Below are 12918 nucleotides of genomic sequence, written 5' to 3'. Positions count from 1 at the left end.
ATCACTTTTTGATTTTTTCAAGCATTCGTGTAAGTGACCATCCTGCAGTGTTAATTATTTCATTTACTCTTTCTTTTTGTCTATAATTTTTAATGATTATTTCTCGTATATCTGAACCATTTTTGTTAATAATATAATCAATAACTGATTCTTTCTGAATTTTACCGTTTTCTGCTTCAACAGAATCTTTTCGTTTCATTTCTCCAATGATTCTATCGATAAAAAATGATTTGAAAGGTGGAGTATCTGCATTTATTTCCATATTTTCTGCTAAAATTATTGAAACTTGATCAGGAGTGATGTAAGCATTTGCAATAATCTTACCATCACTTCCACTAGTTATTGGAATTGTATTTTTTTCTAATTTTTCAGTAGGCTCAATATGGGTATTTTTTGATGATTCAGATGGTTTTGTTTGTTTAATGGCAGAAGCTTTCGTAAAACTAGATTCTTTTAATATTGAATCTAAAATTGCCAAATTTTTCTGTAATGTTTCAATAGCATTCTGATGCTTATCCATTTGTTTGACGATGTTGTCTCTCATGGCAATAATGTCTTGTATTTGTTCATCTGAAAACTTCATAATTTCTTTGATATGTATATGGGTATTAAATGCATTCTAGGTAATTATAATATCAAGTTCATCATATGATATTTTTTGAAATCCATTAATTTGGCTTGATGTTGTAAATAACTGCGATCTTGAATTTTCTGATAGCCATTCCAAAAGCAATCTAGCTCTTCTTAATTTCTTTAATTTGATTTGTCTTTCTGATGCTTTTGTTTGAGAATATTTTCCAATTTTATTTCCAAAATCCATTCCAAATAATATAATTTTCTTTGCTTCAAAATGATTTGCAAGAAAAACACTCCTATCTCCATCAGTAAAGCCACCAAAATTTTGTATTTTTTTAAATGGGCTTGTTTGTGTTGTTCCAATACAATTTTTAAAATTTTCAGCAAGTTGTAATTTACTAATGTTATCACCATGTGCATGAACCACAAAAATTGAATCTGTTTTACCAATTTTTTTCAAAGAATATTCATCTCCATCCAAGTCTGTTACAACAATGTGTGGTTTGATTCCATTCTCTATCAATGGCTTTACTGCGCTATCGGCTACAATTTTTACAACTTTTTTAAATTTTTTTAATTTTGGTATGGCTAATGACAATGAAGGTCCAGCACCTATTACAAATACAGTTTTACCGGATATTTCATCTCTAATTTTTTTATTAGAAATATTTTTCCTTAAAATTGAATCTAAAATTATTGCTGATTCTCTATCTTGTTCTTTACTATATTTGAATTCTTTTCGAATCGTTGCATATTTTTCATTCCACCCGGCAATCACCATATGACTCAAATTGACATGGTTTATGATAAATCATGTGACTAAGCTTGGAAATATAGGCATAGGAGGGAAGAATCCGGTCCGAATAATGGCAATTTTAAACACTAGTCCTGAGTCATTTTACAAAAAATCAATTAAAGTAACAAAACAACAGATTGCAAATACAATAAAACAGATGGAAATTGATGGTGCAGATTTTATTGATGTTGGAGGAATGTCCACTGCACCATATCTTTCAACATTAATATCTGAAAAATTAGAAACCAAAAGAATTCTAGATGCAATTAAAGTTATTCAAAATGTATCTAATCTGCCAATATCGGTTGATACATGTAGGGCTAATGTTGCCAAGTCTGTTTTAGAATATGGAATTGAAATAATTAATGATATTTCTGGTTTAAAGTATGATGATCAAATGATTAATGTGATCGAAAATTATTCTCCATCACTTGTTTTATGTGCCTTTGATTCAAAAACAGTATCTGGAGATCCTCAATCAACTAAAAATCTTTTAAAAGATAGTATTCTACTTGCAAAAACTGCTGGTATTCCGTCAAGTAAGATTGTTTTAGATCCTGCTATCGGTTTTTTTAGAAAATCTGGTAGTGGATCCTTTTTTACAAAAATTAGATCTGATTGGATAGAGAGAGATCTCTCAATTATTCAAAAATTAAAATCTATTAAGATGGGGTATCCAATTTTGATCTCAGTTTCAAACAAATCATTTATTGGAAAACTTTTGGGTAAGAAAAACACATTCGATCGATTAAATGGTTCTCTTGTAGCAGAAGCCATTTCTGTTCTAAATGGTGCTAATATTATTCGTACTCATAATGTGGCAGAAACAAAAGATGCCATTACCATTGCATCAAAACTGTCTAGGTGACACAAAGGCTTATAATCCATCTTAGACCATCTTTACAAGGTTTCATTGGAATTCAAAGAAGGATTAACTTTTGATGATGTTCTTCTCGTACCCAAATATTCAGACATCACTAGCAGATCTCAAACGGATTTAAAAACAAAATTATCACGTAATATTTCAATTAATATTCCATTTGTTAGTGCAAATATGGATACGGTAACTGAATCTGCTATGGCAGTTGCTATGGCCAGAGCTGGAGGAATAGGAATCATTCATAGGTTTTTGACAATTAAAGAACAAGCAAATGAAGTTCTAAAAGTAAAGCGTTCAGGAAGCGTAATGATTGAAAATCCATATGTAATTAATCACGATAAAACTATTCAAGACGCAATAAATTATGCTGAAGAAAAAGAAATTTCTGGTCTTTTAGTCATTGACTCAAATTCCAAATTGGTTGGAATAGTTACAGATAGGGATCTTTTGTTTGAAACCGACACTACTCATCTTATCAAAGATGTTATGACCAAAGATGTTGTAACTGCTAAACTAGGTGTAAGCTTGGATGAAGCAAAGAAAATTTTACATCAACATAGAATTGAAAAATTACCAATAATTGATGAAAATGGTTCGATTAAAGGTTTGATTACAAGCAAAGACATTACAAATATTGAAGATTATCCTTCTGCATCAAAAGATAAGAAAGGAAGGCCTCTTGTTGGTGCTGCAGTAGGTGTAAAAGGCGATTTTATGGAAAGATCAGAATCTCTACTAGAGGCAGGTGCAGATGTACTAGTTGTTGATATTGCACATGGTCATAGTGAAAATGCAATAAGCACAATTCGTAACATCAAAAAGGCATTTCCTAAATGTGAATTAATTGCTGGAAATATTGCAACTGCACAAGGTGCTGAGGATCTAATTAAGGCTGGAGTAGATGCAGTAAAGGTCGGTGTAGGGTCTGGCTCAATTTGTATTACTAGGGTAATTACTGGTTCTGGAGTGCCACAATTAACTGCAGTAATGGATTGTGCAAAGATTGGAAAAGATTATGGCATCCCAATTATTTCTGATGGTGGCACTAGAACATCGGGTGATGCTACAAAAGCATTAGCTGCAGGTGCATCTTCTGTAATGGTGGGAAGTATGCTTGGAGGTACAGATGAATCTCCTGGTACTGTATTGACTAAAAATGGCAAACGATTCAAGATATATCGCGGAATGGCTTCACTTGGAGCTTCATTAGGGAGAAAATCAAAAGAAACAGGTTCAATTTCACTTGATGAAGATCTTAATGATTATGTTGCAGAAGGAGTTGAAGCAATGGTTCCATACAAAGGAACAGTGACAGATATTTTAAAACAATTAACTGGTGGCGTTCGTTCTGGTCTGAGTTACTGTGGTGCACACACAATTCCACAAATGCAAGCAAATGCAGAATTTATCAAAATGTCTAGAGCTGGATTTGCTGAAAGTCAACCACATGACGTATCTCTAATGTAATTGATTTTTTTTAAATCTAATGCTAAATTAAAAAAATAAATATGAAAAAGGATCAAAAAATATTATCCTAATTTGTAGAGTTTTTTCAAAGCTTGTTTTGCATATGCCTCTGCGTAAATTTTCTTATATGCCTTAACTTCTTCTTTTTTTATTCCATCAAAGATATTATGTTTGATGTTTTGTGAATCCATTGTTGGTATCTTATCTTTTATTTTTACACCGAACGATTTTGGTTTTAATTTTTCAGAATTATCAGCTTTTACTGGGTAAGCATGTGCCTCTTGTAATGCTGGAGCAATTAAACCAGTTACCAAGATAGCCATTAAGGATATTCCTAATATTGTTTTCATTCTTTTCAAATACACCTCCTCTTATTTTGATAAGCATAATCATATTCTTCATCCATAACTAGACATGATAATCCCATCAAGTCTGGATTAATTTTTACTTCACTAGTTAGAAGAGCGTGTTTGGGCTCTCTTCTAACTAGGATTGATGACATGTATGGCTCTATGACGGTTTTGCACTGGGTTGCAGTTTGCATGATTTAGTTATGTCTGAAAGATATTTGTCCATGTCTTTCTTTTTGTGGCATGCTAAAAATTGATTCTCCATTCCGGTAATTTTTTAAACTGCATTTCAAATCATTCATTTGTGCTATCCAAAAGAACTATCATTGGAATTATTGTCGGAAGTACCATTATTGGAATTGGGATTTATTCTTTAATTTCTGATATTGGATTGAAAACAATTGAGGTTAATGAAACGTTTGGAGTAGGCGAAACTACCTCATACCAAATTCGTGCAAGTGATCATGCCAAACAACATATGAAAATTATAGGTGAAAAATTTGATATTTCATTAGCTAGTCCTGGTTTAGGCCTTCAGATTCCAAAAACATCTCATACTAAAGAAGTTACTTTAGATTGGGTCCATCTTGAAGATGGCGTAACTGTAATACATCTTCAAAATACCGGTTCTTCTGAATTAAAAGTAGAAGCAACGTTAGAAATAACAACAGATCCTATTTTGTTTACATACCACATTATTGTTATCACTTCTGGAATGGTAATTATTGGATTTAGTATGGGTTTTACTTTAAGAAAGCCCAAAGGATTCTAGTTTAACTTTGCAGAAGGATAAGATCCAAGTATTTTCATAAATAATGTTTCATCTTTGATTTTTACTAACATCTCTGTAATCTTTGGATTTTTTGCATGTCCTTCAAAATCCACGTAGAAATTATATTCCCATGTATTTGCTTTGGTAGGCCGTGATTCAATTTTTGTTAAATTAACATTATAATTGTAAAATTTTTCTATAATTCTATGCAGAGATCCAGGTTCATGTTTTATTGAAAAAATTATTGATGTCTTGTCTTTTCCAGTTTCTTCCTTATTGTTTTTTGATAATATCAGAAATCTGGTATAATTATTCAAATTATTTGCAATGTTTTCTGATATTACAGGCATATTGTAAATTTTAGATGCATCTTTGCTTGCAATACAGGCTATGTTTTTTTTATTCAATTCTTTGATTATCTTTACACTTCCTGCAGTATCATACGAAGGTACTGTCTTCATGTTGTGCTTTTCGATAAAATTCCTGCACTGTCCCAATGCTTGTGGATGAGAGTAAACAGTATCTATCTCTTCTAATGAACCACTTCCTATCAAGCAGTGTTCAATTCTATGATAGATTTCGCCAATGGCATTAAGTGATGTTGAATACAGTAAATCATAACTTTCTCCAATACTTCCTTCCAATGAATTTTCTACTGGTAAAATAGAATACTCTGTTTTGTCTTGTATTGTATTTTCTAAAACTTTTGCAAAGGTTGGAAGGGGTACTACATTAATCTCTGTGTTGAAAAATGCCTTAGCTGCTGCTTCACTATATGCCCCTCGTTCACCTTGGAACGAAACACTTGTCATTTCTTACTCTCTCAGCTTTACGAAATCACTATTACCATAATTTGTTGAAAGTTTTCTTTCATCAATCCAAGAACATTCTGTACATTTTATGGCATCGCGCATCTGGACTACTTTTTTACCACATTTTCTACATTTTGTAAATAATACCCCTAAATGTGGTTCCTCAATTGAAGCATGAATTGTACCATTTAGATGATTCAAAATTTTTAGTGTAACAATATCGTTTACCAAAGCAACATTCTTTTTTCTAAGATTTCTAGTTGAGCAAATACATTCAACTTTAGAAGTCGTTGGTTTACCATTAATGTAATCAATTGATACTGCGATCATAGAAGACATTACTGCAGCTACTGTTCCTATTATGATGTCTCCCACTTTAGGAATTGATATTATTTTTGGATGTTTTATGTTTGCAACTCTAGCTTCTTTGTCCAGTTCTGTCTTACCTACAGTTGATGCACGTACCATATCCCCGTCATCAAAAGTATTGTAACCTGTTTCATATTCTTCAATAGATGCTATTTTGTCTCCTGGAAGTGCAGCAATTTCAGACATGTTGTATTTTTTGGAGTTATGATTATAATTGTTTGTGGTTTGAGCCTAATTTGACAAATCATATAACCGGAAAAAGTTTGCAATAATCATGAAAGCCCTAGTATATGATAATTATACTACAGATGATGATTTTTCAAAAATTTTAAAAATTAAAGATATTCCTGAACCTATTCCAAAACCAAACGAAGTTGTTTTCAAAGTAAAATGTGCCTCTTTGAATTATGATGATATTTGGGGGATGAGAGGAAAACCTTTAGCTGTACCATTGCCTCACATTTCTGGTACTGATGCTGCAGGAGAAGTAATTGCAATAGGTGAAGATGTAAAAAATATCAAAATTGGTGATAGAGTCGTATCTCATGGAAATATGTCATGTAGAGTTTGTAAATTATGTACAAGTGGAAGAGAATATGATTGCAAAAAGAGAAAAATTTGGGGATTTGAAACTGGTCCACTTTGGGGTGGATACTGTGAAGTTACACATTTGCCAGAAGTAAATGTTGTAAAAATACCTGATAATGTAACGTATGAATCCGCAGCTGCAGCTTCTATGACTTTACTTACATCGTGGCATATGTTAGTTGGTAGAGCAAAGATTCAACCTGGACAATTGGTGTTGGTTATGGGTGGCAGTTCAGGTGTTGGAAATTATGGAATTCAGATAGCTAAATTATTTGGTTGTACTGTAATTGCAACTGCTAGTCCTGACAAATTAAATCAATTATTAGAACTAGGTGCTGATTATGCAGTCGATCATAGAAAAGAAGATTGGCATAAAGAAGTTCGCGAGATCGCTAAAAAGATTATCAAACCATTTGGTGATGTTCAAGGACTAGATGTAATTTTTGAGCATATTGGTGGTTCACATTGGAATAAAGAATTAACTTTGTTAAAGTATGGTGCAACAATTGTTACAACCGGAGCAACAACTGGATATGATGCTAAAACCGATTTACGACATATTTTTTTCAAAGGAATTAATATTTTGGGCTCAACTCAGGGAACTAGATCTGAATTAGAACAGGCTCTATATTGGATGTCACAGGGAAAAATAAAGTCAATTATTGACTCTGTTTATACATTTGAGCAAGCTGCAGAAGCACATACTAAAATGTTAACTGGCAAAGGCCTCTTTGGTAAAATCTTAATGAAACCATAATTTAGAGTCAATTATGACTGGTAATCCAAAAATTGATTCGCTTCTTGATGAAGCCAACAGATTATTTTTAAAAGGAAAATTACAAGAAGCAATTGTTTATTATGATAAAATTTTAAGTGAGGATTCAAATCATATTGCATCGCTTAACAATAAGGGATACGCACTAAATAAATTAAAAAATTATGACGGTGCAATTCAATGTTATGATATTGCATTAAAATTAGATCCGAATGATCTATCTGTTTTAGTAAACAAAATATCTTCCTTAAGAAAAAAAGGCGTATTTACTGATGCATTAATTTATTGCAATACTATTTTGAAAAATAATCCTAAATACAACATTGTTCTATATCACAAAGAAAGAATTTTATTTTCATTAAATAGTTTTGAGGAATCAATTCAATGTTGTGATATCATTTTAGAGGATTATCCTAATAATGGCGATGTTTTATTTGACAAATCTTGTAATCTTACAATGCTTTCACGGTTAGACGATTCACTTGATACTCTTGAAAAAGCAATTTCACAAGGTATCCAATATAAAATCAAAGCAAAAAAAACTAAATCTTTTGAAAATTTAATGGGAAATCAAAAATTTCTAAAATTGATATCCTAATTTTAAAGCCAATGAGGAATCTCTAGATACTCATCGATATTTTCATGTCTTAATATTTTTAAAAGTGCATTTGCCTGTGGTGTTGAAAGAACAGGCTTGTCAAATTGATTATCTGTAGAAATTCTAGGACATGCTACTTGAATAAACGCATCAATTCCTTTTAGATTTTTTAATCTCTCATTTGTGATGTCTGTTAATGCAAATAATTGAACAGTTTTTCCTTCTTTTTCTAATTCTTTTTTAAATTTTAAAGCAAATACTTTGGATAACTGTCCTTCTTTGAGACCTATGATTATTCCAAAGGACTGAGCATCAGCAGCTTTGTATATTGCAAGCGTAGCTTTCTTTTTTAATTTTTGAGCAAATTCGGTTACTTCTCGTACTTCGTTAAAGTATGGATCTAAAACATAAGTTGGCTTGTTAGTTGATAGAGCAATTCCAGCTGCATGAAAATTGCTTTGTCCTAAGAATACATATGCATCAACTTTGTCTTTTAGTTCTGTAGCTGGATAAAATTCACATCCAAATACTTGTCCATCATTTAACTGTCCTTTTCCTTTTCCAATTTTCACTTGAACTCCACCATTAGTCAAAATTTCATTTACTCTATCCATTTGATGTAAGTGCTGACTATCAGTTACCAATGATATTTGCTTTCCCTTAAGAATATCAACACATTTTTTGGCAACACTATCAAACTCAACATCATCAAATGCATTAATTAGAATAAGATTTTTCTCAATTGATTCAGTGTTTATTGTATGTCCAATGTTAAATTGAATTTCAGCTCCTAATACTTTGGAACCATTTGAATTTAGATCACATGTTCCCCAAGTTGTATCAGCTAACACATATGCAGGAATCCCAAACCGTCTTGTAATACTCATGGCAGTTTCTTGTACTTGAGGAAGAATTCCATCTGGACCATTTAGAGACACTGAGGCAGGTTTCTTTGTTTCAATTTCTTTGAAGATACGCTCTTCATCTATTACAATCAATTCCAGCTAAAAATATGGCGTTATTAATTTAAACCAATTGTACCTTCCAACAACTAAAAATGTCTGAAATTCTATTATTTGTTTATGACTGATACCCAAGTACTCAATATTGGTTTTGATGATACAGATTCTCCAAAAGGAATGTGCACAACTTTTCTTGCCTACAAAATTGTTGATTTGCTAAAAAAACAAGATATTGAATTTCTAGATTTTCCAAAATTAATTAGATTTAATCCAAACATTCCGTGGAAAACAAGAGGAAATGGTGCAGTTTCTATGAAAATAAGAACAAAAAATCCTTCAAAAATTAAAAATCAGATTAAAAAACTCGTAGAAAAATACTCTGATATAAAAAACGGTGCAAATCCTGGGTTGGTTTTTTATGAGAACAAAGAAGTTCCAGAACAGTTTTCTAAATTTAGTAAATTAGCTTTATGGCAATTGATAAACAGAAATTATGCAAAAAAATTTGCCAGAAAAAATAATGTGGAATTTTTTTATCAAGGAAATGGTCAAGGTCTTGTAGGTGCTATTGGAGCAATTGGATATGATTTTAAAGATCACACGTTGGAGCTATTAAGCTATAGAAAAAATTCTAAATTTGGAAAAGAAAGAAGTCTTTCTGCAAAAAGTGTTAAAACAATGCAGGAAAAAACATTACCGTTTACATTTAACAGCTTTGATAATAGAAAAGAGCGAGTTTTAATTACTCCTCATGGTCCTGATCCTGTTTTTTATGGAGTACGTGGTGAAAATATAGATTCATTATTACGTGCAACTAAAATTTTGAAAACAAGTGAAAAACTATCTGGTCATATGATATTCAAATCAAATCAAGGAACTGGGGATCATTTAAAAAATGAACTAAATCCAAAAAACATTAAACCATATGCTTCTGGAAAAATTACTGGTATTGTATCTGATGAACCAAAAATTGTAAAAGGTGGTCATGTTTTTTTCTCTATTAATTCAGATGGATACGAATTACGTTGTGCTGTGTACAAACCTACTGGAATAACATATGTTGCATCAAGTTTGATCAAAGGAGACAAAGTTTGTGTTGGTGGTGGTATTAGAAAGGCATCAAAAAATTATCCAAGGATTCTAAATCTTGAATTCATTGATATAATTCAACTTAGAAAAAATATGATAAAATCTAATCCAATTTGTAAAAAATGTAATAAAAAGATGAAATCAAAAGGAAAAAATCAAGGTTTTCAATGTATAAAATGTGGTAAAAAATCTGAAAATAAAATAACTATAGAAATTCCAAGAAAAATCAAAAAACAACTGTACATTCCAATAGTTTCTGCACATAGACATCTTAGTAGACCATTACAAAGAATTGGTAGAATTAACAAGGAATCAAGATTTGATGAATCATCTTCATGGTTTTGTGTATATGACAACTAAGTAGCGGGGAGTAGATTTGAACTACTGAACTGCGGGTTATGAGCCCGCCGGGATGACCTAGCCCTAAAGAGTCTGGCTTCCCCACCCCGCTGAACATGAATGAGCACGAGCCGTATATACGCTTTATCAAATTCTTGAAAGTAATTAATAGGATTTCAATTGAATGATTTTTTGTGGACAAAAAACTAAGAATTGCAGGAATTATAGCTGCATTATCGTTTTCAATATTTTATTTGACATTCTCTTCTAATTCACCACCAATTCCAGAACCACTTTCACCAATTCCTGAAAATAATTCTGTAGATATTTTGGCAGAAAATCTTGATGAACCACGTTCAATTGCAATATCTGGTGACAGAATTTTTGTAACAGAAAAAGATGGATTAATTAGAGTTATCCAAAATAATACACTGCTTGATGAACCGCTTGCTGCATTACGTCCAGCAAAAGTATTTGATGGTGGATTGCTAGGGCTTGCACTTCATCCTGATTTTTTAAACAATCATCTAATCTATGTTTTTTTAACATATGAAGAAAATGGAGAACTGTGGAACAAAATACTCCAAATCACTGAATCCAAAAATAAACTAGTTGACGCAAAAACTATCTTTGATAAAATACCTGGCTCTGTATTTACAAATGGAGGTTTTTTAAAATTTGGTCCTGACAAAAAATTGTATGTAGGTACTGGAACCGTTTCTGAGTCTTCGCATCTGCCACAAAATCTTGATTCTTTATCGGGAAAAATTTTACGACTAAATGATGATGGTACAATCCCAGATGACAATCCATTTTCAAATTCTCCTGTTTATTCTTTAGGTCATAGGAATCCACAGGGAATGACATGGGATGATAAGGGTCAAATGTATTTGTCGGAACTTGGACCCGAAAAGAACGACGAAATTAATCTCATTAAACCAGGAAAAAATTATGGTTGGCCTGAGCAACAGTGTTCAGATAATGGTAAATATGAAAATGCAATAATGTGTTATGATCCAAGCATTGAGCCTGGTGGTATATTGTATTATTCAGGCGATAAGATATCTCTAGAGGCTGATTTTGTCATGGCTTCCCTGAGAGCAACCAACCTATATCAGCTAGATTTTTCTGAAGGTCTTTCATCCCAAAAAACCATACTAAGTGGGGTTGGACGTATACGTGATGTAGTGCAAAGCCATGATGGTAGTCTTTATGTAATTACTTCAAATACTGATGGTAAAGGTTTTCCAGATAGTATGGATGATAAATTATTGAGGATAAAAAAATGAGTGATTCATCAATTTCAAAATTTTTTGAAAAGACACGAAAAGAAAGATTAGATATAGTTGGCAATTTTGCAGATTTGACTACTGAAGAGTTAGAAATTTTACAAAACAATGATGGCGGTATCTCTTTTGAAAAAGCTGATAAAATGATAGAAAATGCTATTGGCACTTTTTCCTTACCATTAGGAATTGCAACTAGTTTTAAAATTAATGGAAAAGACTATCTTGTTCCGATGGTTATTGAAGAGCCATCTGTTATTGCTGCTGCTTCAAAAGGTGCCAAAATTGCAAGAATAAAGGGTGGATTCAAGGCAACATCTGAAGAGTCTTACAGTATAGGCCAAATCCAAATATTAGATGTTGATATTGACTTAGCAATTAAAAAAATACAAGAGACTACCCAAGAGATTACCACTCTTGCAAATTCAAAGAGTAACACACTATCTAAAATGAATAAAGGTGCAAAGAAAGTATCTTGTAAAACAATTGACACTGATTTTGGAAAAATGTTGATTGTTGAGTTGTTAATTGATGTAGGTGATGCAATGGGTGCCAATGTTACAAATACAATGTGCGAAGCTGTTTCACCATTATTAGAAAAAATAACTGGTGGTAGAACACTTCTTCGTATATTATCAAATTATTCTACTCGTAGAATTGCAAAGGCTACAGCAGTTTTTGATAAAAATGAAATTGGAGGAGAAGGTGTAGTTGATGATATTGTATTAGCATATCAGTTTGCCAATAATGATGTTTATCGAGCTGTAACTCATAATAAAGGAATAATGAATGGCATCATTGCTGTTGCAAATGCAACTGGTCAAGATAGCAGAGCAATTGAGGCAGCTGCAAATGCATATGCTTCACGATCAGGCTCATACCGATCTCTTAGTAATTGGACTAAAGATAGTGATGGAAATCTGATTGGTTCATTAGAACTTCCGTTATCCGTTGGAACTGTTGGTGGAATTGCAAATGTTCATCCAATTGCAAAAATTTGTATGAAAATTCTTAAAGTTAAATCAGCACAGGAGCTTGCATGTATAATGGCTGCAACAGGTCTTGCCCAAAATTATAGTGCAATTAGAGCTCTATCTGCAGAAGGAATCCAAAAGGGTCACATGAGATTACATGCTAGAAACTTGGCAGCAGCTGCGGGTGCAAAACCAGAACAAATTGATAAAATTGTTCAGAAAATGATTGAACAAAAACAAATCTCGATTGATAAAGCCAAAGAAATACTACAAAATCTGAATTAG

At 32.2% G+C, this 12918-nt stretch carries 15 protein-coding genes and 1 tRNA gene; 8 read left to right on the top strand and 8 right to left on the bottom strand.

The window, feature by feature from the left end; all coding sequences use genetic code 11:
- Position 1: 1 nt before the first annotated feature.
- The gene (locus K5782_RS08655; protein ID WP_297465825.1) at positions 2–583 is read right to left on the bottom strand and encodes a hypothetical protein; all 582 of its coding nucleotides are present in this window, start codon (positions 581–583) and stop codon (positions 2–4) included.
- Positions 584–619: 36 nt separating this feature from the next.
- On the bottom strand, positions 620–1357 hold the full coding sequence (locus K5782_RS08650) for a 6-hydroxymethylpterin diphosphokinase MptE-like protein (RefSeq protein ID WP_297465823.1): 738 nt from the start codon (positions 1355–1357) through the stop codon (positions 620–622).
- Between the two features lie 34 nt (positions 1358–1391).
- On the opposite strand from K5782_RS08650, the gene folP reads away from it, so the two are divergent.
- Positions 1392–2240, top strand: a complete 849-nt coding sequence (gene folP / locus K5782_RS08645; protein ID WP_297465821.1) for a dihydropteroate synthase — start codon at positions 1392–1394, stop codon at positions 2238–2240.
- A 45-nt stretch (positions 2241–2285) separates the two neighbouring features.
- Positions 2286–3719, top strand: coding sequence for an IMP dehydrogenase (gene guaB, locus K5782_RS08640; RefSeq protein WP_297465819.1), 1434 nt, complete (start codon positions 2286–2288; stop codon positions 3717–3719).
- Positions 3720–3781: 62 nt separating this feature from the next.
- Here guaB and K5782_RS08635 read toward each other — a convergent pair whose 3' ends face one another.
- Positions 3782–4069 (bottom strand): hypothetical protein, encoded by a 288-nt coding sequence (locus K5782_RS08635; RefSeq protein ID WP_297465882.1) that lies wholly within the window; start codon positions 4067–4069, stop codon positions 3782–3784.
- Between the two features lie 5 nt (positions 4070–4074).
- Positions 4075–4263, bottom strand: a complete 189-nt coding sequence (locus tag K5782_RS08630) for a hypothetical protein (protein ID WP_297465816.1) — start codon at positions 4261–4263, stop codon at positions 4075–4077.
- 110 nt (positions 4264–4373) lie between these two features.
- On the opposite strand from K5782_RS08630, the gene K5782_RS08625 reads away from it, so the two are divergent.
- Positions 4374–4841, top strand: a complete 468-nt coding sequence (locus K5782_RS08625) for a hypothetical protein (protein WP_297465814.1) — start codon at positions 4374–4376, stop codon at positions 4839–4841.
- On the opposite strand, the gene pheA is transcribed toward K5782_RS08625, so the two are convergent.
- Together pheA and K5782_RS08615 are read right to left on the bottom strand one after the other, a co-directional pair.
- Complete coding sequence (gene pheA, locus K5782_RS08620; protein WP_297465812.1) at positions 4838–5653, bottom strand: prephenate dehydratase; 816 nt, start codon at positions 5651–5653, stop codon at positions 4838–4840. The genes K5782_RS08625 and pheA overlap by 4 nt on opposite strands.
- Positions 5654–5656: 3 nt before the next feature.
- The gene (locus K5782_RS08615; protein ID WP_297465810.1) at positions 5657–6208 is read right to left on the bottom strand and encodes an exosome complex RNA-binding protein Csl4; all 552 of its coding nucleotides are present in this window, start codon (positions 6206–6208) and stop codon (positions 5657–5659) included.
- Positions 6209–6296: 88 nt separating this feature from the next.
- Here K5782_RS08615 and K5782_RS08610 point away from each other — a divergent pair, with 88 nt between their 5' ends.
- Both K5782_RS08610 and K5782_RS08605 read left to right on the top strand, forming a co-directional pair.
- A complete protein-coding gene (locus tag K5782_RS08610; protein WP_297465809.1) occupies positions 6297–7367 on the top strand; it encodes a zinc-binding dehydrogenase in 1071 nt (356 codons plus the stop codon).
- A gap of 13 nt (positions 7368–7380) precedes the next feature.
- Entirely contained in the window at positions 7381–7983 is a 603-nt protein-coding gene (locus tag K5782_RS08605) for a tetratricopeptide repeat protein (RefSeq protein ID WP_297465807.1), read from the top strand.
- A gap of 2 nt (positions 7984–7985) precedes the next feature.
- Here the strand turns inward: K5782_RS08605 and dph2 are convergent, their stop codons facing one another.
- Positions 7986–8981, bottom strand: a complete 996-nt coding sequence (dph2, locus tag K5782_RS08600; protein WP_297465804.1) for a diphthamide biosynthesis enzyme Dph2 — start codon at positions 8979–8981, stop codon at positions 7986–7988.
- A gap of 84 nt (positions 8982–9065) precedes the next feature.
- Between dph2 and K5782_RS08595 the strand changes: the two genes are divergently transcribed.
- Positions 9066–10394, top strand: coding sequence for a tRNA(Ile)(2)-agmatinylcytidine synthase (locus K5782_RS08595; RefSeq protein WP_297465802.1), 1329 nt, complete (start codon positions 9066–9068; stop codon positions 10392–10394).
- A 1-nt stretch (position 10395) separates the two neighbouring features.
- On the opposite strand, the gene K5782_RS08590 is transcribed toward K5782_RS08595, so the two are convergent.
- Positions 10396–10485: transfer RNA gene (locus K5782_RS08590), tRNA-Met, on the bottom strand.
- Between the two features lie 82 nt (positions 10486–10567).
- Between K5782_RS08590 and K5782_RS08585 the strand changes: the two genes are divergently transcribed.
- Both K5782_RS08585 and K5782_RS08580 read left to right on the top strand, forming a co-directional pair.
- Complete coding sequence (locus K5782_RS08585) at positions 10568–11662, top strand: PQQ-dependent sugar dehydrogenase (protein ID WP_297465800.1); 1095 nt, start codon at positions 10568–10570, stop codon at positions 11660–11662.
- Positions 11659–12918: a hydroxymethylglutaryl-CoA reductase, degradative gene (locus K5782_RS08580; RefSeq protein WP_297465798.1), complete on the top strand. Its 1260-nt coding sequence runs from the start codon at positions 11659–11661 to the stop codon at positions 12916–12918. Before K5782_RS08585 ends, K5782_RS08580 begins: the two co-directional genes overlap by 4 nt.

It is taken from the genome of Nitrosarchaeum sp., assembly GCF_025699065.1.
Lineage (GTDB): Archaea > Thermoproteota > Nitrososphaeria > Nitrososphaerales > Nitrosopumilaceae > Nitrosarchaeum.
This window is presented reverse-complemented; position numbering and strand designations above follow the sequence as displayed.